The sequence below is a fragment of the Candidatus Thiodiazotropha sp. AKAK3 genome, from assembly GCF_058244645.1.
The window spans coordinates 1-22401 of sequence record NZ_JBSYOQ010000050.1 but is presented as its reverse complement, the minus strand read 5'-3'; the positions used below and the strand labels follow the sequence as shown (position 1 = coordinate 22401).

The window sequence follows — 22401 nt, the reverse complement described above, 5'->3', positions numbered from 1 at the left end:
GAGAAACTGAATGTCAGTTATCAATAGAACAATGGTCGGAGAATCGCTGGTCGGAGATGGCAACGAGGTTGCACATATCGATCTTCTGATTGGTCCTCGTGGATCTGCTGTAGAGACAGCTTTCTGTAACGGCTTGGTCAACAACAAAGATGGTTTTACTGCACTGCTTGCAGTGGTTGCTCCAAATCTGGCTTGCAAACCAAGCACCATGATGTTCAATAAAGTAACTATCAAAGGCGCTAAGCAGGCAGTACAGATGTTTGGCCCAGCACAGCGCGGTGTTGCCATGGCTGTTGCTGATTGCGTTGAAGATGGCACTATCCCTGCTGATGAGGCTGATGATCTCTTCATCTGTGTTGGTGTTTTCATCCATTGGGAAGCCGAGGATGATACAAAGATCCAGGATTACAACTATCAGGCAACCAAAGAGTCTATCAAGCGTGCTGTAAGTGGAGAACCTGCGGCCAGTGCTGTTGTGGCTCAGAAAGGTTCAGCTTCACATCCATTTGCTGCTCATGACTAATAGATTGATATTGGTTTTAGCATAAGGATCTGATCCGGCCATGCCCGGAATATTAATTCCGGGCATGTTATATTGAGGTGGTTTGTATCAGTTGTTTTGGCAGATTAAAAATGCCGTCATCGTCGCCATCTCGAATCAAATCAATGATCTTTACAGTCGATTTCAATTCGATTGTGTAGGATGAATTATGCAATGTCTCGAGTGTGGTACTGAACTAAACCGTCTCGACAACAGTCATTTACTCGACTGTTGTTCGCTGACCCTTCATGAATATGCAATCAGGCATCATCTGCCACTCGATCTTCTGCTTGAGCGGGATCAGGTCAATCTGGAAGAGAGGGTTGATGATTACACACAACCTCAAGCCTATCCTTCGGAGCGCGCCCGAGCCCTTTTCAGAGGATTAAAGTGGGCTGGATTGCTGCACAATGATGGAGAATTTACTTTAGTACCCGGCGAGATTCGTCGCTTGGATCTACTCCTATGGAGTCTACAGTGGTTACGTGAATATGGATTTCAGTTCCGCCAGGAGTATCGATATGCAGACACAACCCACAGGGTAGTCTCTCTGAATAGACTGAAGGTGCCCAGTGCTTTTCTTTCTCAGACTGTTGAGGCTCATTTGTCACCAGTACCGCCTCCCGATTTCGTCTGGAGTCTCGCTGTTCTCATTGCTCATGTCGGTGAATTGCAGGCTGGATATCTTTTCCTTCAGTTTCCAGGCCAGGCAGCGGGTAAGAGTGTGATGGCAGAGGCATCACAGCGTGGTATCAATTTTAAAGAACTGGATGCAGCTGACCATACCGATGGCCTGCTTCTACGTACCTTAACCATTTCCGATACAGATCGCTTATTAGACTTGGTAAGTGAGATTTTTACAGAGATGCCAGGTGTTCTGCAGAGGTTCGACCAGAAGACGCCACAAGTCACCGTCTCTAAAGAACTGGTTTTCGATGCAGCGCACTTTATTACTGACCATCCGGCCAAGTGCTCCAACCTGCATGGTGGCAGATATCTACTGCATGTCAAAGTAAGAGATCGCATAGATCCGATAACAGGTTGTGTGGTGGACTATGGATACCTTAAGCGGGTGGCAAATAGGCAGGTGATTGAAAAGTTTGATCACCATAACCTTAACTATGCAGCTACAGAACTGTCATGGCGCTCAAGTACCGAAATGTTATGTGTCTATATCTGGGAACAGTTAATAGAGTATCTCCCCGGATTGATAGAACTTGAGTTGTATGAAACGCCACAGTCATGGTGTAACTATACTGGTCCAAGTTTAGAGAGTTTTCAGCTGCAGGGTAGCGATCGTTTAATGACCCACTTTCTCGATGAGAGACTGGGGAGGTCATCATTAAGAAACCTGATTAAGGAGAAAACACCAGCATTGGAAGTTATTCGTAAATCAAGCGGCTAATATCAACTACCCAACAATAGTATTGATCTCAATACTATTAATTGCGCCTTGATGAAGGGCAGTGGAGATCAGAGCACCAGTTATGCCGAGAGCACTAAGCATCGTCAGATCTCTTTGGTCTCTGATGCCGCCTGCAGCGTAGAGATGAGTATCAGGTGAGAGTTTTTTCAGTCGTTCAAGCCTAGAGGTATCTGCACCTTTAGCACTACCGACCCGGGAGAGGGTCATGACGATAACATCTTTCGGCCATAGTTCCGTCAGATAATCGAGGTCATCCGGGCCTTTGAATTTGTCGTCGAAGAAATCGAGTGAAAGTATTGGCTTTGCAACCGAGGTGACCAGATGACTAAGATGTTCGATGCTGTTGACCGATTCAGTACCAATTACTGGCCTGGCAATCTGTGTAAGTCTGGCCAGCTCAGTCACTCCATTATCCACCCAAAAGGTGATTTCTTTATGATCATGGTGGAGCCTATCAATCACTTCAAAATTGGAGCCATCTCCTCTAATAGCATTGAGATCAGCGATGTAAACCGTGTCGAAAGCGTGAACCTGCAGCAGTGCGGAAAGGACTATCTGGGGATCGCTGGAGGAACAGAGCGGCGTATCGGAAGGCAGATAGGCTTCACGCTGACCTCTGATTGCGGTCACCACATCTCCGTTCATCAAGTCTATGACTGGAATAAGCTTCATTAGTATGGATAGCTAGCCATGAAAGTATTCGTCTTTGAGTATATTACGGGTGGTGGATTGCTGGACAGCCCTTTACCACCCTCCCTTGCCGAAGAGGGGGATATGATGCTGAAGTCATTAATCTCCGATCTTGTGGAAATCGAGGGTATAGAGGTGTTTGTAACACGAGATGCCAGATTGGGGCAGCTCGATCTGCCTGTAGTATGTCATATGTTGAATAGTATGGAGGATTTCACTGCTGCTTGGATAGAGTGTCTTGAGCAGGCTGATGCGGTCTGGCCGATCGCGCCTGAGTTCTCCAATGTGCTGCTGCATATCAGTGAAACAGTGGTCAACATGGGCAAATTACTGTTAAACAGTCCCCCCTCTGCAGTACAGATGACAACCAGCAAAATGTTGACATCCATCTGTTTGAGAGAAGAGGGTATCTCGGTTGTGCCCACCTACCGTTTCGAAGAGGGTGTGCCTGACCATCTGGGCAGTTGGGTGCTTAAACCGGATGATGGTGTTGGCTGTCAGGGAATCAGAATCTGTCGTGACCGGGATGAGCTTTGCCAGCAGTTTAACTATTTACCGGTGGGTGGAGACTATGTGGTTCAACCCTTTATCCATGGAAAACCTACAAGTATCAACTTATTGGTAGCTGGTGGTAAGGCACTACTGCTGAGTGTCAATCATCAAAGAATAGCAATGACAGACAATGGATTCATGCTTTTGGGGTGTGTTGTGAATGGCCACCTGAAAGATAAAAAGTGCTTTAGAAATCTTGGTAAAGCCGTAGCAGCTGCAATTCCGGATTTGTGGGGTATCATTGGTATCGATATTCTTGATACAGCAGAGGGCTTACAGGTGCTGGAGGTCAATCCTAGAGTGACCACCTCATATGTTGGGCTAAAGGAGTCTACCGGGGTCAACCCGGCTGCTTTGGTGTTTGACCTGTTGCAGAATAAACAGTGCTTGTCAGAAAAAATGCTTAATTCGTCCGTAGTAGATGTAAATCTGGAGTTTGCCGGTGCGGCATAATGCAATATTAGGTTGGGATCTCGGTGGCGCCCATACTAAAGCAGCCCTGGTCAATCAGCATGGCGGCGTGGATGCTGTGTTGCAGATAGCTTGTCCTCTTTGGCAGGGACTCGAGAATCTGCACTCAAGTATCGATGAAGTTCTGAACCAGGTTGGAGAGAATATCGGCTTGAAACATGCCGTCACCATGACAGGGGAGCTGGTCGATCTGTTTCCTGACCGTGAGAGTGGTGTAAATGCACTGATCGATAGTATGAGTCACCGCTTTGCAGGTGCAGACCTGGCAATCTTTGGCGGCATGTCGGGATTTTTGGATCACCAGGCTGCCAAAGTGAATACCAATCAGGTTGCATCAGCAAACTGGCTTGCCACGGCATCCTGGGCTGCCAACCGTCTGCCCGAAGGTTTATTGATTGATATGGGAAGTACCACCACCGATCTGATACCTTTTGCCGATAAGCGGCTGTTGGTTTCCGGCTATTCCGATCATCAGCGCCTGGTAGAGCAGACAATGATCTATACCGGCGTTGTGCGCACTCCATTGATGGCAATAGCAGATAAGGTCCCTTTTGCTGGGGAGTGGGTAGGTTTGATGGCGGAACACTTTGCAACAACTGCTGATATCTACAGACTCAATGGTGATCTGCCTGATGATGCAGACCTCCTGCCCAGTGCGGATGGTGGTGAAAAGAGTTGTCAGGGGAGTACCCGTCGATTAGCCCGTATGTTAGGTCTGGATGCGGATGCCAGCAACACTGCAGGTTGGCGAAGCGTCTCTGAGTTTATTGCTGAAAAACAGTTGCGATTGGTGCAGGATGCCTGTGAAAGGCATCTCTCGGCTCCTGGGTTGTCCACAGATGCCCCTCTGATAGGTGCAGGAGCAGGGCGCTTTATGATCGAGAAGATCAGTCGCAGATTGAATAGACCATACTTGGGGATAGAGTCACTCTTTTCCTGTGAACAAGAGATTCAGACCAAAGTGGCAGAGTGTGCGCCTGCAGTTGCTGTCGCCAGCCTAGCGATGGAGGGTTCAAAATGAAAATTCAGGCCCTCGACTTCCCCTACCGGCAGGATAGTGCCGAGTTGTTTGAGGCGATATGCCATCTTCCCTGGGCTGCGATGCTGGATAGTTGTCAGCCTTACAGCCAGCAGGGGCGTTACGATATCCTCTCGGCTGATCCAGTGACTGTATTGGTCACACATGGAGAGCATACCCGAATATCTTCTAATGGCAGCAATATGCGCCTCACTACAGAAGACCCTTTTCAACTGCTTCGTGAAGCCTTGGGGCCTCTGCAGGAAGGTATTGAGGGATTACCGTTTTGTGGCGGTGCAATCGGATATTTTGGCTATGACCTGGGGCGTCGTTTGGAACGGATGCCGACAATCGCTGAAGATATGGAGCAGTTGCCTGAAATGGCTGTGGGAATCTATGACTGGTCTTTGGTTGTGGATCACCAGCAACAGCGTAGCTGGCTGGTTGGGCAGAATCCTACCAGACTTGAGAAATTTCGCAGACTGATGTTGGGTGTTGGAGAGCGTTCGGCTAAATCCCGAGCAACAGAGCCTTATCGTGTATTAGGTGAAGTCTGCTCAAATATGACCCAGGCTGAATACCTGGAATCGATACAACGAATCAAACGCTATATCCTCGATGGCGACTGCTATCAGGTCAATTTCGCACAGCGCTTCTCGGTAGCGGCAGAAGGCGATCCCTGGCAAGCCTATAAAGGGTTGAGACAACTCAATGCGGCCCCATTCGCCGCCTACCTCAATACCCCTCAGTGTAAGGTGATGAGCTCCTCGCCAGAGCGCTTTCTGGAACTCCGGGCTGGCACAGTTGAAACCAAGCCTATCAAAGGAACAGCTCCCAGGGGAGAGGATCCGATCGAGGACATGATGCTTGCAGAACTACTCAAAGGCAGCACCAAGGATCAGGCTGAAAATTTGATGATTGTCGATCTGTTGCGCAATGATCTGGGTAAGGTCTGTGCAAATGGCACTGTTAAGGTACCTGAGTTATTTAAGCTTGAAAGTTTTTCCCGGGTACACCATCTGGTGAGTAAAGTCAGTGGTGAATTGGCTCAAGGAGAGGATGCCCTCTCACTGTTGCGGGCCTGTTTTCCCGGTGGCTCAATTACAGGTGCGCCAAAGCTGCGTGCGATGGAGATCATAGAAGAGCTTGAACCACATAGACGCGGTATCTACTGTGGCTCAATCGGATATGTCAGTTTTGATGGTGACATGGATAGCAACATCGCCATCAGAACTATGGTGCATGCAGATGGCATCACTCGATTGTATGCAGGTGGTGGCATAGTTGCCGATTCTGATCCCGAGGCTGAATATCGGGAGACCTACCATAAAGCTTCTGCACTGCTGGATCTCCTGCAGCAAATGGAACAGATGAATTCCGAAAAATGTGGGTAGTCAAATTCGGTGGCAGTCTCTTCAATGCAGATAATCTAAGAGAGTGGCTGGCGCTTTTTGCCGATAACCGCTCTCTGATCGTAGTCCCCGGTGGCGGACCTTTTGCCGATCAGGTGAGGCTTTCCCAAAACCAATTTGGCTTCGATGAAGCCACTGCCCATTGCATGGCCCTGCTTGCCATGGAGCAATATGGAAGGATGTTGTGTGGGCTACAGCCTGGATTACAAGTTGCCACCACACAAAAGGAGATTGAGGCATCCCTTGAAAGGGGGATTACCCCAGTCTGGATGCCAACATCGATGGTCATGGCAGATCCAGAGATTGAACAGAGCTGGCGTGTCACCTCTGATTCGTTGGCAGTGTGGCTTGCAGGACAACTCGGTATAGAGAGAGTGTTACTGGTGAAATCGATCACTTTCGATAAACCCAGTCTGAGCACAAAGATGCTTAAAGAGCATGATGTAGTGGATGATAGATTCGAGCACTACCTGCGGATGAACCCTGTTGAGGCTTGGATGGTAGGGCAGGAAGTTCATTCCCATTTAAGTGAGTTACTCAACAACCAGTATGAGTATGCCACCAGGGTAGTGATCTCTAAGCCTTAATTTACCCGACTACCCGCCATACTCACCACAGAAACTTAAGGGTATCTCAATTAATAGAGGTGCCCTTAACTTATACGCAGCAAACGCCAGCGGCTTGCAGGCAGATATCCAATCAAATTGAGACTCACTCTTTCGACTCTCAAGCTATCGCTTACTAACTACTTAATAAAATCAAATTGTGACCATGCACTGTTATGTGGCGTGTTTTTGTCAGCTTTGAACTGATTTAGACAGTTTCATTAATAAAGTAATTTATAAATAAAGCATCATAACCTAATGAAATAATTGCATAAACAATTATCAATGCATTGCTGGCATATGTTATGCAGAATATTAGTAAGATCTGATGTTATTGGTTTTATTTGGTTTTGCTGTATTAGCTATTTCTAAAGTACTGCTGCAACTGCCCGATATATTAAACATCAGACTATTGATGGTCTTGGATATGCGGCACGGACTCCTCTATCAGACAGGCCGTCCTTGTGACTAAATTGTCGATTATGATGCAGAGCATAGAGGTATCTTATGGAATTATGCGCAGTACTACTCTCCTGGGTGTTCACCCTCTCCGATCTCGAACAAGTCGAGAAAAATACCTGTCCCGAAATGCGTATGGTGGCTCACAGCTGGCTCGAAGAACAAGCCTGCAGTGGACGTTCCTGCAAGGTACTTGGTTGGTATCCTGGTGAAGGGGATGTGATCTATCTAGATGATCGTATGGATCTCGAAAACAACTTGTTCCACTCTTCTGTCGCACTGCATGAACTGGTTCATTGGCTTCAGGGTAAAGAGGGTGCACTGCTGCAAAACTGCGAGAGAAGTATAGAAGCAGAGCGTCAAGCCTACAGCATACAGAGCAAGTATCTGGTCGAGTACGGAACCTACTATCCAGTCGGAAGGGTTGTTCCTATGCTGCGTTGTGAGGATAAAGAGCCCATAGAGACATCTTAATCAGGATATCCCCATCAAATGACCAATCCAGGCGGCTATTTCTCATAATAGCCGCTCATTTTCCAATAATTTTGAGTTACCACCCCCTTTCCACTGTTGCAGATTGTGAACACAGCTGTGCCAAAGCAATCTGAATGTTGAACCTTTCAGCACGCGCCATAAACAAGTGTTACATTTTGCGTAGGGTGGGGCCATGCCCCAGCAAAAGTCGCTAAAAGCTAGCAAATAATGTCGATCATGAGTAAAAACAGGGATAATTTCACACCGTTTTCCTCCTCAATCCAGCAGGTACGGCCCCACCCTAAGAGCTTTTAATAGGGGGATGATCCGCCTATCTCATCTCTAGACACCTGAGTGCCTATAAATAGCTGATTCTGCTATCCGTAATGAGCAGCTAAACTGATTCTTTCGAAAAGCACTGATTGGATCTATATTTGCATACTATTTGTTGAGTCAGGTTGACGCTTACCTGGCACCCCAGGATACTTGAGGAACCTGGGAAGTAGTTAAAATACTTATAATATCGGAGCCAACCGTTGCAAAATCACGCGCAATCATTTGCAGTTAGTGTGCATCCGGGTGAGTTACACTTTAACTCAGCCCACTTCATCACATTTAACAACAGTTGTGAAAATCTTCATGGTCACAACTTTCATGTTCGTATTCAGGCCAATGGTGACAATAATGACGATGCCTTCGTCATCGATTTTGTCCAGCTCAATCGCCTCGCTGCAGAAGTCTGTCTGCAACTTCACGACAAGATACTTCTGCCTGGTAAGAGTAGAGAGGTTGATATAGAGGAGGTAGGTGAGCAGATCGAAGTCAAAAGTTACGACAAGCAGTTCTCCCTACCGGTTAGTAACTGCCTGATTCTCCCGATTGCCAACGCCACGGCAGAAATGCTCGCCTGGTACATCATGGAATCACTACTGCCGAAACTCGAATCAGACAACGCCTTGAACCATGTGGAGACCCTCGAGATCGCAGTGGAAGAGGCTGATCAGCAGTGGGGTATCTGTCGACGTGATTTCCGCACCAATTGAGATGGCTATAAAGGGTGTAGTGTAGTGTCAGAAAAGATCCTTTTTCTTACTGGTTCCCTGGCGGAGAAACAGCTCGTCCGGGTATTGCAGGAGATGAACGCTGATGCCTTCGAATGGCGAGTCCATAATCTTGGGCTCAAAGTTGCAGCACTGATGACAGCGGATATGATCAAGCGTCGTCTCACCGATATTGGAGATGCACAACGAATTTTAGTACCTGGCCGCTGCCGCGGAGACTTGGATCAACTCAGCCACCATTTTGGAATTCCAGTTGAGCGTGGCCCGGAAGAGTTGATGGACTTACCCCGATATTTCGGTATGGAGGGTAAGGCGCCCGATCTGAGTGGTTATGATGTTCGAATCTTCTCTGAAATCGTCGACGCACCAAATCTGACGATTGAAGCAATTATTCTGCAGGCAAAGGCGTATGCTGCTGATGGTGCAGATGTGATCGATCTGGGCTGTCTGCCTGAAACACCTTTTCCTCACCTGGCAGAGTCCGTACAGGCGCTTAAGGATGAGGGCTATCAGGTGAGTGTCGATTCCATGTTGTCTGAAGAGTTGCTGGCTGGCGGGGAAGCTGGCGCTGATTATCTTCTCAGCCTGCATGAGAATAACCTCTGGATTGCCGATAAGGTTGATTCAACACCAATATTGATTCCTGCCCAGCCAGGTGATTTGGATTCCCTGCAAAAGGCGATGAAACAGCTTGATGAACTGGGTCGTAGATACATTGCAGATCCGATTCTTGATCCGATCCATTTCGGTTTTACCGACTCAATCGTTCGCTATCAACGTCTGCGTAGTGACTATCCAGATGCTGAGATAATGATGGGTGTAGGTAATATCACAGAGCTGACAGAAGCAGATACTACAGGTATTAATGCGGTTTTAATGGGCATTATTTCAGAGCTTCATGTCACAAATATTCTATCTACCCAGGTCAGTCCACACTGTCGAAGTGCGATAAGAGAGGCAGATAGAGCACGACGGATCATGTATTGGGCGAGAGAGGAAAATAGATTGCCTAAGCAGGTTGATAGCGGCCTGACCGCTCTGCATGAAATCAAGCCATTTCCCTATAACGCCTCTGAGGTCAGTGACCTTGCCGCGGAGATTCGTGATCCCAATTTCAGAATACAGGTCAGTGATGAGGGGGTTCACTGCTTTAACAGGGATGGGATGCATACCCATAGTGACCCCTTCGATTTCTACCCGCAGCTGGGTGTTGAGAGTGATGGTGGTCACGCCTTCTACCTTGGCGTTGAGCTTGCCCGGGCAGAGATTGCACAGCAACTGGGTAAGCGCTATGTACAGGATCAACCACTAAGTTGGGGTGTCGCCCTACCTGAGGTCGTGCGGGATCTGAATCGCCAGGAGGCGCCTGGTACAACCATGAAAAAAGTCAGCCAGAGCAGGAAAAGATCATGATCCAGGAAGTTATCGTTACCTGTCGCAGTACAGATGGTGAAAACCAGATTGCACCGATGGGTGTGGTATGGCGAGAAGAGGAGGTTGTAGTTGCCCCCTTTCGTCCTTCACGGACACTCAATAATATCCTTGCCAGTGAATGTGCAGTGATCAACTATTGTGACGATGTAAGAGTATTCGCAGGCTGCCTTACCGGACGTTATGACTGGCCACTGCTTGAAGCTGAAAAGGTCTCCGCGCCAAGGCTCGCCAATGCACTGGCTCACACTGAGGTTCAACTGATGCGAGTGGAGGAGGATCCAATCCGCCCACGCTTGATTTGCAAACCACTATTTCAAGCCAACCATAGACCTTTCCAAGGTTTCAATAGAGCCCAATCAGCAGTATTGGAGTTGGCAATTCTTGTCAGTCGACTGGGCAGATTGTCGCATGAGAAAATTGAAAATGAGATTGCCTATCTCACCATCGCCATAGAGAAAACTGCAGGGGATCGAGAGAAGGAGGCTTGGGATTGGTTGATGGTTCGGGTTAACGATCTTCTGCAGTCTAGGGAGGGCGCAGTATGAGTAAACTCTTAGCCAGTGTGATTGATCACCAGGAGATGGAACTGGCAATTCATGCCGGAGCAGACATTATCGACCTAAAGAATCCTCACAGTGGTGCCCTCGGTGCACTGCCGATAGAGACAATAAACAGCTTGGTACTGCAATGCAGACATCGTTGTCCAGTCAGTGCAACCGTTGGTGATCTGCCTGCTGAACCCGCACAACTTACCCAGGCAATAGGAAGAACAGCAAGGTGCGGTGTCGACTATGTCAAGGTGGGGTTCTTCAGTAACGATAATTTGACTGAATGTTTACAGGCTATCTCCAGCCTCACAGACCAATATGCGGTTGTGGCGGTACTCTTTGCTGATCTTCAACCCCCACTGCATCAATTGAAGGCTTTTGCTTCAGCTGGTTTTCGTGGTGTTATGTTGGATACGGCAGGGAAGGGCGGAGGTGGGTTACTCAGCCACATCGATCTGGAATCGATAGCTCATTTCGTAGTAGAGAGCAGATCCCTTGGGATGCTGAACGGCTTGGCCGGATCACTCTCTTTACAGGATATTCCCAGGCTACTGCCACTAATGCCAGACTATCTTGGATTTCGTGGAGCACTTTGTGACCAGTCAGAGCGAACTGCGGGGATTATGCCGCATCGGTTGAGTGAAGTTCGCAACGCATTCACTTATAACGGCCAACCGGTTGAACAGCAATCCACATTCACAGGGGTGAATTATGGGGATTAGTTACTGGCAATCTGAAACTGATAACGAGGCCTCTACTGATTGGGTCGAGTCCCTCTCTACTTCACCCAGTTTTGTTTTCGATGAAAAACGTTTGGCTGAAAACCTTGCTCTATTGTCGCGCATCCGTTTGGCAAGCGGTTGTCATATGCTCTATTCAATCAAAGCATGTCCCTTTAAGGGGCTGTTGGAACAGATTCGTAATCATGTCGATGGCTTCTCCGTGAGTTCGCTGTTTGAAGCCAGGCTCGCCCATGAAGTCACAGGGGGTATGGGCGCAATGCATATCACCACACCGGGATTCCGACAGGATGAGTTAGCAGAAATTGGGGATCTTTGTGATGCAGTGAGCTTCAACTCACTGAGTCAGCTGGAACGCTTACCATTTCATTTAGCCGGCCGGGCAAAAATCGGTCTAAGGATCAATCCGCAACGCTCGTTTCTAGATGATCCACGCTATGATCCCTGTCGCGCCCACTCCAAACTCGGAGCCCCCTTGTCAGAAGTCGTTAAACACTGGCGGGAGGGAACCCTTCCAGCAAGTGGCATCAGTGGTCTGCATCTACATACCAATTTCTGTTCCAGTTCCTTCGCACCATTGCAATCGACAGTGGCCCATCTGCAAGAACAGTTACCAGAGTTGGTAAGACAAATTGAGTGGATCAACCTGGGGGGAGGTTACCAATTCCAGGTTGCACAGGATCTGGAGATACTGTTATCAACAATAGCTCATATTCAATCTGAATGGCAGGCTGAGGTCTATATGGAGCCTGGTACATCAGTAGTGGATGATGCAGGGGTATTGGTATCAACAGTCATTGATACTTTTGAAAGCGAGGGTAAATCGATAGCTGTACTCGATACCTCAGTCAACCATCTACCTGAAGTTTTTGAGTATCAGGTTAAACCCAAACTTCGCGGAGAAAAGAGTGAAGGGGCTTATTCGGTAATCCTGGCGGGTTGCACCTGTCTGAGTGGCGACCTGTTTGGTGAATACCAGTTCGACCGTCCACTTAGAATCAATGACCGGCTTATTTTTGAAAATGTTGGTGCCTACTCACTGATAAAAGCTTCCCGCTTTAACGGTCTTAATCTGCCATCAATCCACTTTCTTGATGATAATAACCAACTGCGTTTGATGAGGTCTTATGACTACGCAGATTATCATCAGCAATGGAGTGGAATGGATGTCGTTCAACAGACTTCCAAAACCAGTGCAGGGTAGGTTGTCTTGGACAACTATCAGCCCAAGGATTTTGTCGAGACCGCTGAAGGGTTGATCTTCGCTGTAGTTACAGAAGATCAGGAAGATCAACGTATCCTCTCTTCTCTCCGCTATCAGCGGACACCTAATGGATATAAGAAACTCAGCACATCAGAAGCTGAAAAGCTGTTGCAAGATAGCTATCCCTACTATCTCTACTACTCCACAACAAGAGATGTCTGGCTGCATGGTGTAGGTGTTGATCGAATCGTATATCACCACCAACCCAGGCTGCGCTTACTGGAGATTCTAGAGGCAGAACCGAACGACCAAATAGAAGCCAAACTGCAGCGATTGATTAAACTCTTTAAAGCGGAGGGTTTGGAAACAGCGGAGATTGGCGTGACTGGCTCCATGCTGATAGGTGCTCAAAAGCAGAGTTCTGACATAGATTTAGTCTTCTATCAGCGAGAGGCATTTTTCAAAGCCAGAGAAATCATCAAAACTCTAATCACTAAACAACAGTTGCAACCGCTGCATGAAACACTATGGCAGGACGCCTATGCACGACGCGGCTGCGCTCTGACATACGATGAATATTGTTGGCATGAACATCGCAAATATAATAAAGCAGCAATTGAAGAGACAAAATTTGATATCAGTCTGCTAACTGCTGATAGGTGGCAGGACCTTATACGCTATAGAAAACAGGGTAGGGTCAACTTAAAGACAACTATTGCTGATGATCGGAATAGTTTTGATTATCCCGCCCGCTATAGACTAAGTCATCCTGCTATAGATGAGGTAATCAGTTATACCGCAACCTATAGCGGCCAGGCTTTAAGAGATGAACAGGTGGAAATTCAGGGGCAATTAGAGGTATCGATTGCCGGGCATCTTCGTATTGTTATCGGTACCAACAGGGAGGCATCCCATGAATATATCAAAGCACTATCATCACAACACCATTAGTTTTTCTCAACGAATATCAGTGGCTATTCCCACACTTTTTTTGCTAGCTGTTTTTTTAAGTAATAGCTCAGAAGCTGCTCAGAACGAGAAGCTTGTTGTATTACCGTTTGAGATTGTTGATAACACACCTGTGCCTGGTGGCCAGGAGAGAAACCAGAAGATGCTCGATAAAATGACGCGTTATATTGCTCAAAAAATCGAAGAAAAAGGTTTATTTAAAGTTGTTCCGCAAGATAGAGTCAATGAAGCCGTAAAAAGTGCCCAGTTAGGCACCGATATTCGAAACTGTAACCTATGTGAATACGATCTGGCGAAAAAGGTTGATGGAGAAAAGGTTATGACAGGCTGGATATATAAGATGAGTATTCTGGTTCTGACCATGCATATCGAAATCAAAGATATAGCCACTCAACAGACATTTATTAGCAAAGCATATGACTTCAGAGGTGACAACGAGAAGGCATGGCTTAGAGCTGCGGATTATATGCTCCGGGATTTGTCTGAGATGATGACACCATCAACGACCAGGAAATAGAGCTACTCTAATCTGTTAGCTCACCTTCACAGGTAGGGTGGGGCCATGCCCCACCAAAGAAGGTGGTTACAAAACCATAAACTTTATTCGTTAAACCTTATGGTGGGGCAGGGCCCCACCCTACCCAAAGTGCATTGTTTGTTTTAACTATTGGGCCGTGCATTAAATCTCAGAACGAGCTAGGTAGCCTGGATGGAGCACAGCGGAATCCGGGATGGTTGGTGCGCTGTTCCCCCGGATTCCGTTGCACTACATCCAGGCTACGGACTACTCTAATCTGCTAGCTCACCTTCACAGGTAGGGTGGGGCCATGCCCCACCAATGAAGGTGGTTACAAACCCATAAACTTTTTTCGTTAAACCTTATGGTGGGGCAGGGCCCCACCCTACCCAGAGTGCGTTGTTTGTTTTAACTATTGGGCCGTGCATTAAATCTCAGAACGAGCTAGGTAGCCTGGATGGAGCACAGCGGAATCCGGGATGGTTGGTGCGCTGTTCCTCCGGATTCCGTTGCACTACATCCAGGCTACGGACTACTCTAATCTGTTAGCTCACCTTCACAGGTAGGGTGGGGCCATGCCCCACCAAAGAAGGTGGTTACAAACCCATAAACTTTTTTCGTTAAACCTTATGGTGGGGCAGGGCCCCACCCTACCCAGAGTGCGTTGTTTGTTTTAAATACTAGGCCGCTCGTTAGCTTCCAAAATCATACCTTAATGTCAATCCAGCATAGATATCCCGATCAGGGGCTGGTTCAAAGTATCGTCCGCCAAAGGCATTGATACGTACATTGCCGTTGTACTGCTCGTCAAACAGATTGTTGACGCCAATGAAGGGTGAGAGCTCCCAAGGGCCAAAGAACTTTGTATAACCAATTCTGAGATCTGCCACGGTATAGGAATCATTGGTTACTGTGTTGGCATTGTTGGCGTAAATCTCATCTACAAACAAGGCGGTGAACTGGCTATAGATACCATTTGGGTGGGTGTAGGAGAAATCGGCACTGAACAGGTTTTCGGGAATGCCTGGTATGACATTTCCACTGAAATCGTTGCCGTTATCATCTATGAATTTGTCAAATTCAAAATCTGAGTAGGTGTAGGCCAGTGTGGTAATCAGATAGTCGAAGAGTTCAAATACCAGTTGAGCTTCCAATCCATTGCGACGGGATTCTGCGGCGTTTTGATAATAGGTTATGTCGTCGATTTCAAAAGGTACCAGCTCATCCGTTACATCCATAGTGAATAGAGCCAGGTCATAGCGGACTTTTTTACCCATGGCACCCTTAAAACCGATTTCATAATTGGTGGACACCTGTGGATCCAGGTTCTGGTTGAATCCGGCACCATCGGGATCCCGCAGTTCTACTGCTGTTGGTGATTCAAAAGAGCGAGAGATATTGGTGTAAAGATTGAGATCCTGCATGGCTGTGAAGCGAAATCCCACAGAGGGGCTGAATTTGTTGAAGCTTCGATCACCTGAGTCATCACCATTGCTGAGAAAGTTATCCTCCACATCAAAGTTGAGTCGATCATAACGACCACCCAGGGTTAATTCCATGCGATCACTGAGACTGTATTCATTCTGCAGATAGAGGCCGATGCTATCGACTTGCTCATCCTGATCCTGAGTTTTTTCACCCAAACTGTCACCGGCCAGAAGATAACGTTTTCGTTCATCCTGCTGACGATCCAGGTCAATACCAGTGGTAAAGCGATTGGCATGATTGGCAACAGGAGCGCTGTGGGTGTACTGGATACCACCACCTACAGCGAAGCGATCAAGCAGGATGCCTTGACCTGTTGCCCCTATGGGCAGACGATTGGCCAGATCCCGCCAGACATAGTAGTTGCGTACTCGTAATTCACCACTGTCACCCATTGGGGTATCGTAGACAAAACCCAATCGTGTCTGCTCCAGCTCTTCACCAGAATCGAGGGTTGAATTTCTCGTCCAGGCTGTTGTTGGATCATCCTCTGCCAGTGCTTCGGTCAGACCACCGGGGTCATCGGCCTGTGGTGAGTCGGTGTAGTTGATTACAGTATTGAAACGTGCACCATTTTCAAAATCGATACCAAACTTACTATTAAGGGAGCTTTGCTCTGTGGCGCTGTGGTCGCGATAACCATCGTAGCTCATGTCAGAAAGATTGACCAAGTAATCAAACAACTCAGTTTTGCCACCAAATTTGAGTTGTGTTTTTTGAAAACCATCTTCACCAAAAGTAGGGCGAAGTGAGATAAAAGGAATCTCTGGCGGCTCTTCTGATTCAATCAGAAGTGCGCCTCCTGATGCATTCCCATACAGGGCTGAGACAGGCCCGCGAATCACCTGCATATTCCCAATTGAGCCGATATCGATGCTGTCCACATTCGCCTGTCCATCGGGTAGGGTTTCAGGAATTCCATCGACCATTACCTTGATGCCGCGGATACCAAATGCTGAGCGGGCTCCAAATCCACGAATCGAGATGCGCAGATCCTGAGCGAAATTGTAACGGTTCTGCATAAAGATGCCGGGGATCTGGGTCAGAGATTCATCGAGTCCCAGTTGGGGTTGAGCGAACTGGATCGCCTGCTGCTGCACAATACCAACTGCTGCCGGTACATTTTCCAGTGGTTTTTCAACTCGTGTAGCGGTTACCGAAATGTCTTCCAAAACGGTAGCCTCAGCAGACTCCTCGGCCATAATGTCGTTGCACAGGGTGAAGGAAATCAGAATAGCAAGCTGTGCTGGTGTTTGACGGCGTAGAGGTAACATGATTCACTCCGAGAGAGATATATAACTTGAGTAATGCAAAAAATAATCCATCTGAACCTTTATTAATATGGGAAAAAATCCCGTGATGACATTGTATGGACTTGGTCTCTTGACCTGTTAATGCAATCAAGTCGATATTAATATCTATGACCTGGTTAGTATGTTTCGGTAAACAAGAGCCTTATGACACTGACAAGTAGACTACTGATTCTGGTATTGACGATTGTCTTGGCGATGTTTGTTTTTGGTGCCTATTTCGCGCTTGGTGTGGCACGTACCAACATCACTAATGAGGTCGAATCGAGTGCGCGAATCACAATGCAACTGCTAACAGCAGCGCTGATAAGCAGCCATGCCGAGGATCAGGTAAAGGCACAGCAAATTCTGATTACCCACTTGCAAAGACTGGATGATACGCGTCATCTGCACATAGCACTGACCCGTGGTGACGGCACGGTCATCTATCCATTCAGTGAGCGACAGGAGTTGGCACCAAAAGTGGTTCCAGAATGGTTTGTCAACTTAGTCAAACCACCGCCAGCGGAATATCATAAGCGTATAGCAAGTCCACAATTTGGTAGCAGTGAGATTGTAATATTGGCAGATCCATCAGATGAGATCAGAGAGGTATGGTTGGAGGCTCGCTCGATTGTCATGCTGATCACTACCTTTACACTCATTTACCTTGTACTGATGGCATTTACCATCCGTCGAGCATTAAAACCTGTCAATCAGATCAGTACTGGTCTCGGCATCATACAGTCTGGTAATTATGAAGCTCGTCTTCCAAAGTTTAACTTGCCTGAATTGAACCGTCTGTCACAGCAATTCAATCATATGGCGCAGGTTCTGGAGGCTCAGCAGGAAGAGAATCGACAGCTCAGCAGGCGTTTGATGTCAGTGCAGGAATCGGAGCGACGTCATCTGTCTCGGGAACTGCACGACGAACTGGGCCAATCGATCAGCGCAATAAAGGCAATGGCAGTCACGCTCAGACAGCACCCTGAAAATATCAATGATGGCACGAATTCCATTATCAGTGTATGTAACCACATGTATAGTGTTGTTCGTGACATGATGAATCGTCTGCGACCTGTTGCCCTGGAAGAGTTGGGCGTGGTGACCGGTATTGAAAGGTTGGTAGATGGCTGGAATGATCATCAGGAAGAGTGTTTCTGTGCCCTCACCATCATTGGTGAGTTCGATGAGGTGGACGAAGATCGTGCAATTACCCTCTATCGTATCGTACAGGAGGCACTAACCAATGTTGCCAAACACGCTAAAGCGGAGAAGGTGGAGATAAAACTTGAACGTAATTCGTCAGGTGAGATCAGGGTATCTATCCGTGACAATGGTCAGGGATTCGATCAAAAAAACAAGCGCAAAGGCATGGGGCTGCTTGGTATGCGTGAACGAATTGAGGCTTTGAGTGGGAAAATCTCCCTTGCCAGTGAACCCACCAAGGGTGTATCAATTGATATCACTATACCCTCAAGTTAGGGGTAATTAGGGCCTGTTAACACTAATCGAATCGGCCCTGTTGCCCCTGAAAAAGCGCCAATCAAGGCGCGAGGAGAGAGGTTTGGTCACTCCAAATGAACGACGAGTAACGCCGAGAGGCACTTTTTCAGGGGTAACCCGAAGGGCTGAGGCTATTTTTCCGCCCAGCGGCGTTATCATTCGCTCATGTAGAATGGCTACAACTCGCTTATTCTGCCTTGCTGGACGAAAAAACAGTCTCAGCAGGGACGATTCGATTAGTGTTCACAGGCCCTAGGAAAATTATTTTAGAAATGAGTGCTATCCGGGTTCTACTTGTTGATGATCATGCCGTTGTACGGGCCGGCTACAAAACCCTGCTTGACGGAACCCATGATATTGATGTGGTTGCAGAGGCTGGTCGTGGTGAAGAAGCCTGCCAACGATATGCTGAGTTTCTACCCGATCTGGTGGTGATGGATCTTTCATTACCTGGAATTGGTGGACTTGAGGCGATCCGGCGTATTGTTGCCCGTGATCGTGATGCTGCAATTCTGGTGTTCAGTATGCATGATGATACCGCCTTTGTTGAAAAGGCATTGGCAGCCGGTGCCCGGGGCTATATCACCAAGAATAGCGCTGCTGAAATTATGGTGGATGCGATCAGAGCAATTGCATCAGGGCAGGCTTATATCGATCACGAACTCGCGCAGAACCTGGCCCTGCATAAAGCTAGTGGCGATAGAGAAGTATTCGCCTGTCTCACCACCCGAGAGTTTCAAATCTTTAATCTTCTAGCCCATGGTCTCTCGCCAACTGAAACTGCCAGCGAATTATCTTTGAGTTACAAGACAGTGGCCAACTACACCACACAGATCAAATCAAAACTCAATGTTAAAAGCACAACTGAGCTGGTGCACCTGGCAATTCGGCACGGTGTCATAGATCCAATCAGTGAGTAGCCCCTAAGTAGTATATTTTATTAATCCGGCAAATAAATATCTCCTCATCAACCGAAGCGTACCTGTCCTTTTAATATAAATGTTAGGGGCCCTTGCACAGCGTTGAGGCTCGTGACAAAGAAAAGCCTTCTCAGCTAACCACGCCTTGATGGTGGGGCATGGCCCCACCCAACGCTTGAATCTATTCCGATAGTTGGGTTATTCCTGCGCTACTCGCTCGTATCAAAATAGGATACCAAGAGACACACTTTTCAGGGTTGCTGTAGGGTGGGGCCATGCCCCACCATATCAGGTGAAAAATGTATGATGTTCCTGTTGTACACTACACTCGAATGGAATCCGACGCTCTTATCCTTCAACAATTTACACGATAATAATAGAAGTTAATGGGATAACAGTGTAACGGGTGACACTGTGCAAATATGTTCGTTTCTGACACGGGAAAATTTCCCGAATTCCCAAGAAAAGTTCCTCTTCATCTCCATGCCGAATAGGGTTATAAACTCCTATATGCATATGTTTTGTTAATAGTTATTAATAACAAAAAAAAGTAGAAAAAAGAGAGATTACGACCATGTCAGGAATGCAATCAGCGAAAAATAAGCGCAGCAGATGGCTTATTGCCGCGATCCTTATATCGCCATGTATAGGAGGCAGCTGGGCTGCGGAAACTTTGGCGCCAATCGAAGTCATCAGCACGACCCCACTGCATGGTGTAGGCATTGAAAGAGATCGCTTACCGATGCACACCGAGGTTGCTACTGATGGGGACATGGAACAGCAACAGAGCCTGGATCTTTCAGAGTTCCTTAATCAACGCTTTGGCAGCGTATTTCTCAATGAGGCACAAAACAATCCACTGCAACCAGATCTACTCTATCGTGGATTTGTTGCCTCGCCTCTGATCGGATTACCTCAGGGCATCTCTGTCTATATGGATGGTGTCCGAATAAACGAACCTTTTGGTGACACAGTCAATTGGTCTGTGATTCCTGACTCGGCCATTGCCGGTATCAATCTGATGTCTGGATCGAATCCACTATTCGGACTGAATACCCTGGGTGGCGCGATTTCAATCAATACCAAGAATGGTTTCTCCCATCCCGGTGGTGACATTGAGCTGTCCGGAGGTTCCTTCGGCCGCTATACAGCAGAAGCCAGCATTGGTGGCAGCCAGGACAATCTGGCCTATTTTATTACAGGCAACTATTTCGAAGAGGATGGCTGGCGGGATTATTCGCCATCTGAGTCTCAACAACTGTTTGGTAATCTGACCTGGCAGGGCGAACTGAGCACACTAGAGCTCAGCCTGAGTTTGAGTGACAGTGAGTTGATCGGTAATGGCGCGTTGCCGATAGAGCTTTTAGAGGAGGATAGGGAGACAATCTTTACTCGTCCGGATATTACAGAACAGCAAGCCACACTACTTAGACTGGGAGGTGAGCACTATGTAAGCGATGAAATAGTGCTTGAAGGAATGCTCTTTTACCGCAATAGCAAACTCGACACATTAAACGGTGACGATTCTGACTATGAAGGGTGTGAAGATGCAGAGAACGCAGGCTTCATCTGTGAAGAGGATGGGGATGAAGAGGAGGTTGTGTTTGATCAGAATGGTAACCCTGTATTGGAAGATGATGCAGTTGAAGGCGCTACTGTTAACCGTTCAAAAAGTGATCAGGATACAGTGGGTTTCAGCTTACAGAGTGCTTTTTTACAATCATTGGCGGGTAGGGATAATCATATGATTATCGGTATAGCTGCTGATCGAAGTGAGGTTGATTTCTCATCCAATAGTGAGTTGGGCAGGCTCGATGAGAGCAGACAGGCCATTGGTAGTGGCATTCTTGTTGAGGAGAGTTTTACAGAAGTTGAGACAGAAACAAAGAACCTCTCCCTATATCTGACGGATACCTGGTCTGTCACTGAACAGCTGTCACTTACCCTCTCCGGTCGATGGAACAAGACAGAGATTGAGCTTAAAGATCAACTGGGTACAGCCTTGAATGGTGATCACAGTTTCACGCGATTCAATCCGGCAGCCGGTGTCGCATACGATTTGTCAGATCAATTCAATATCTATTCGGGCTACAGTGAATCGAATCGAGCACCTACAGCGATGGAACTGACCTGCGCAGATCCTGATGATCCTTGTCGGTTACCCAATGCCTTTCTCTCAGATCCACCCCTGGAACAGGTTGTGGCCAAGACCTGGGAAGGCGGAATCCGTGGCTCGCAGGCAGGAGTTGAGTGGCACCTAGGAGTGTTTCATACCACCAATCATGATGACATCATTTTTATAAGTGCCGGAGCGCTTACCAATGAGGGTTATTTTGATAATGTAGGAGAGACCCGCAGACAGGGTATAGAGATGAGCCTGAACGGTAACTCATTTGATCAACAGCTTGACTGGTTCCTGAGTTACACCTTCCTGAAGGCAACATTTGAAGAAAACCTGACCATCGCCAGCCCTAACAACCCCAATGCGGTAGACGGTGAAATCAGCATACAACCAGGCGACAGGATTCCGGGTCTACCAGAGAATCTGCTAAAAGCAGGAGTCACCTATCATATGACCCAGAAACTCTCTCTTGGCCTGGATTTACAATATAGTTCCAGCACCATCATGCGAGGCGATGAAGCAAACCTTGATGATGAAATTGATGGTTATACCCTGGTCGATCTACGGGGTGAATATCAGGCCACTGACAGTTTTAAGGTGTTTGCCAAGGTGGACAACCTATTTGACAAAGAGTACGAAACCTTTGGTCTCTATGGCGAAGCCGATGAGGTTCTTGGTGATGAGTATGAAGATAGCCGTTTTCTTTCACCCGGATCTCCCAGGGCATTCTGGGCTGGAATTAGCTATGAATTTTTCTGATCTAAACACTATTAAAGCCGCTGGAGGTGGAAGCATAGTCTACTAATCCATTCATCCTGGATGAACTAGTGCGGTGCGTCATATAAACCCTGTATTTAGAAAGCCGCTCAAGCCGTGAGTGCAAGGCGCAGCCCGCAGGTAATGGTTGTTCCCTTACCAAGGGGTGCAACGCCGTAATCGCGGCTTGAGTGGCTTCCCG

General features: G+C 47.5%; 19 protein-coding genes. 17 read left to right on the top strand and 2 right to left on the bottom strand.

Translation table 11 applies throughout. The annotated features are described in order from the left end of the window. Positions 1-10: 10 nt before the first annotated feature. Positions 11-523, top strand: a complete 513-nt coding sequence (gene fae, locus AC4IE7_RS10505) for a formaldehyde-activating enzyme (protein WP_490776790.1) — start codon at positions 11-13, stop codon at positions 521-523. A gap of 187 nt (positions 524-710) precedes the next feature. Then, on the top strand, positions 711-1946 hold the full coding sequence (locus AC4IE7_RS10500) for a 6-pyruvoyl trahydropterin synthase family protein (RefSeq protein ID WP_490776789.1): 1236 nt from the start codon (positions 711-713) through the stop codon (positions 1944-1946). A 6-nt stretch (positions 1947-1952) separates the two neighbouring features. On the opposite strand, the gene AC4IE7_RS10495 is transcribed toward AC4IE7_RS10500, so the two are convergent. Continuing rightward, the gene (locus AC4IE7_RS10495; RefSeq protein WP_490776788.1) at positions 1953-2639 is read right to left on the bottom strand and encodes a HisA/HisF-related TIM barrel protein; all 687 of its coding nucleotides are present in this window, start codon (positions 2637-2639) and stop codon (positions 1953-1955) included. Between the two features lie 18 nt (positions 2640-2657). Between AC4IE7_RS10495 and AC4IE7_RS10490 the strand changes: the two genes are divergently transcribed. From AC4IE7_RS10490 to AC4IE7_RS10435, 12 genes are all read left to right on the top strand, one after another. Continuing rightward, the gene (locus AC4IE7_RS10490) at positions 2658-3662 is read left to right on the top strand and encodes an ATP-grasp domain-containing protein (protein WP_490776787.1); all 1005 of its coding nucleotides are present in this window, start codon (positions 2658-2660) and stop codon (positions 3660-3662) included. Continuing rightward, a complete protein-coding gene (locus AC4IE7_RS10485; RefSeq protein ID WP_490776786.1) occupies positions 3652-4701 on the top strand; it encodes a hydantoinase/oxoprolinase family protein in 1050 nt (349 codons plus the stop codon). The genes AC4IE7_RS10490 and AC4IE7_RS10485 overlap by 11 nt, the downstream gene beginning before the upstream one ends. Next, on the top strand, positions 4698-6092 hold the full coding sequence (gene pabB / locus AC4IE7_RS10480) for an aminodeoxychorismate synthase component I (RefSeq protein ID WP_490776785.1): 1395 nt from the start codon (positions 4698-4700) through the stop codon (positions 6090-6092). The genes AC4IE7_RS10485 and pabB overlap by 4 nt, the downstream gene beginning before the upstream one ends. Continuing rightward, on the top strand, positions 6083-6697 hold the full coding sequence (locus tag AC4IE7_RS10475; protein ID WP_490776784.1) for an amino acid kinase family protein: 615 nt from the start codon (positions 6083-6085) through the stop codon (positions 6695-6697). The genes pabB and AC4IE7_RS10475 overlap by 10 nt, the downstream gene beginning before the upstream one ends. A gap of 525 nt (positions 6698-7222) precedes the next feature. Beyond that, a complete protein-coding gene (locus tag AC4IE7_RS10470; protein WP_490776783.1) occupies positions 7223-7648 on the top strand; it encodes a DUF6647 family protein in 426 nt (141 codons plus the stop codon). Positions 7649-8184: 536 nt separating this feature from the next. Further along, on the top strand, positions 8185-8691 hold the full coding sequence (locus AC4IE7_RS10465; protein WP_490776782.1) for a 6-pyruvoyl trahydropterin synthase family protein: 507 nt from the start codon (positions 8185-8187) through the stop codon (positions 8689-8691). Between the two features lie 24 nt (positions 8692-8715). Next, positions 8716-10122, top strand: coding sequence for a DUF6513 domain-containing protein (locus tag AC4IE7_RS10460; RefSeq protein WP_490776781.1), 1407 nt, complete (start codon positions 8716-8718; stop codon positions 10120-10122). Further along, complete coding sequence (locus AC4IE7_RS10455) at positions 10119-10688, top strand: DUF447 domain-containing protein (RefSeq protein ID WP_490776780.1); 570 nt, start codon at positions 10119-10121, stop codon at positions 10686-10688. The genes AC4IE7_RS10460 and AC4IE7_RS10455 overlap by 4 nt, the downstream gene beginning before the upstream one ends. Next, a complete protein-coding gene (locus AC4IE7_RS10450) occupies positions 10685-11413 on the top strand; it encodes a (5-formylfuran-3-yl)methyl phosphate synthase (RefSeq protein WP_490776779.1) in 729 nt (242 codons plus the stop codon). The genes AC4IE7_RS10455 and AC4IE7_RS10450 overlap by 4 nt, the downstream gene beginning before the upstream one ends. Continuing rightward, positions 11403-12635, top strand: coding sequence for a type III PLP-dependent enzyme domain-containing protein (locus AC4IE7_RS10445; RefSeq protein WP_490776778.1), 1233 nt, complete (start codon positions 11403-11405; stop codon positions 12633-12635). Before AC4IE7_RS10450 ends, AC4IE7_RS10445 begins: the two co-directional genes overlap by 11 nt. A gap of 6 nt (positions 12636-12641) precedes the next feature. Beyond that, complete coding sequence (locus AC4IE7_RS10440) at positions 12642-13586, top strand: nucleotidyltransferase domain-containing protein (RefSeq protein ID WP_490776777.1); 945 nt, start codon at positions 12642-12644, stop codon at positions 13584-13586. Beyond that, complete coding sequence (locus AC4IE7_RS10435; RefSeq protein WP_490776776.1) at positions 13549-14121, top strand: DUF2380 domain-containing protein; 573 nt, start codon at positions 13549-13551, stop codon at positions 14119-14121. The genes AC4IE7_RS10440 and AC4IE7_RS10435 overlap by 38 nt, the downstream gene beginning before the upstream one ends. 692 nt (positions 14122-14813) lie before the next feature. On the opposite strand, the gene AC4IE7_RS10430 is transcribed toward AC4IE7_RS10435, so the two are convergent. Next, complete coding sequence (locus AC4IE7_RS10430; RefSeq protein ID WP_490776775.1) at positions 14814-16880, bottom strand: TonB-dependent receptor family protein; 2067 nt, start codon at positions 16878-16880, stop codon at positions 14814-14816. Positions 16881-17063: 183 nt separating this feature from the next. On the opposite strand from AC4IE7_RS10430, the gene AC4IE7_RS10425 reads away from it, so the two are divergent. The 3 genes from AC4IE7_RS10425 to AC4IE7_RS10415 all read left to right on the top strand — a co-directional run bounded on the left by AC4IE7_RS10425 (position 17064) and on the right by AC4IE7_RS10415 (position 22202). Further along, a complete protein-coding gene (locus AC4IE7_RS10425) occupies positions 17064-18380 on the top strand; it encodes an ATP-binding protein (RefSeq protein WP_490776774.1) in 1317 nt (438 codons plus the stop codon). 293 nt (positions 18381-18673) lie between these two features. Next, positions 18674-19321 carry a response regulator gene (locus tag AC4IE7_RS10420; protein WP_490776773.1) on the top strand — a complete coding sequence of 216 codons (648 nt, stop codon included), beginning with the start codon at positions 18674-18676 and terminating at the stop codon, positions 19319-19321. A gap of 574 nt (positions 19322-19895) precedes the next feature. Further along, complete coding sequence (locus AC4IE7_RS10415; protein ID WP_490776772.1) at positions 19896-22202, top strand: TonB-dependent receptor; 2307 nt, start codon at positions 19896-19898, stop codon at positions 22200-22202. Positions 22203-22401: the final 199 nt, after the last annotated feature.

What these genes read in the sequence shown, in the direction of transcription:
- fae (WP_490776790.1), top strand. Translation starts at nt 11, where the DNA reads ATGTCAGTTATCAATAGAACAATGGTCGGAGAATCGCTGGTCGGAGAT.
- AC4IE7_RS10500 (WP_490776789.1), top strand. Translation starts at nt 711, where the DNA reads ATGCAATGTCTCGAGTGTGGTACTGAACTAAACCGTCTCGACAACAGT.
- AC4IE7_RS10495 (WP_490776788.1), bottom strand. Translation starts at nt 2,639, where the DNA reads ATGAAGCTTATTCCAGTCATAGACTTGATGAACGGAGATGTGGTGACC.
- AC4IE7_RS10490 (WP_490776787.1), top strand. Translation starts at nt 2,658, where the DNA reads ATGAAAGTATTCGTCTTTGAGTATATTACGGGTGGTGGATTGCTGGAC.
- pabB (WP_490776785.1), top strand. Translation starts at nt 4,698, where the DNA reads ATGAAAATTCAGGCCCTCGACTTCCCCTACCGGCAGGATAGTGCCGAG.
- AC4IE7_RS10475 (WP_490776784.1), top strand. Translation starts at nt 6,083, where the DNA reads ATGTGGGTAGTCAAATTCGGTGGCAGTCTCTTCAATGCAGATAATCTA.
- AC4IE7_RS10470 (WP_490776783.1), top strand. Translation starts at nt 7,223, where the DNA reads ATGGAATTATGCGCAGTACTACTCTCCTGGGTGTTCACCCTCTCCGAT.
- AC4IE7_RS10455 (WP_490776780.1), top strand. Translation starts at nt 10,119, where the DNA reads ATGATCCAGGAAGTTATCGTTACCTGTCGCAGTACAGATGGTGAAAAC.
- AC4IE7_RS10450 (WP_490776779.1), top strand. Translation starts at nt 10,685, where the DNA reads ATGAGTAAACTCTTAGCCAGTGTGATTGATCACCAGGAGATGGAACTG.
- AC4IE7_RS10445 (WP_490776778.1), top strand. Translation starts at nt 11,403, where the DNA reads ATGGGGATTAGTTACTGGCAATCTGAAACTGATAACGAGGCCTCTACT.
- AC4IE7_RS10435 (WP_490776776.1), top strand. Translation starts at nt 13,549, where the DNA reads ATGAATATATCAAAGCACTATCATCACAACACCATTAGTTTTTCTCAA.
- AC4IE7_RS10430 (WP_490776775.1), bottom strand. Translation starts at nt 16,880, where the DNA reads ATGTTACCTCTACGCCGTCAAACACCAGCACAGCTTGCTATTCTGATT.
- AC4IE7_RS10425 (WP_490776774.1), top strand. Translation starts at nt 17,064, where the DNA reads ATGACACTGACAAGTAGACTACTGATTCTGGTATTGACGATTGTCTTG.
- AC4IE7_RS10420 (WP_490776773.1), top strand. Translation starts at nt 18,674, where the DNA reads ATGAGTGCTATCCGGGTTCTACTTGTTGATGATCATGCCGTTGTACGG.
- AC4IE7_RS10415 (WP_490776772.1), top strand. Translation starts at nt 19,896, where the DNA reads ATGTCAGGAATGCAATCAGCGAAAAATAAGCGCAGCAGATGGCTTATT.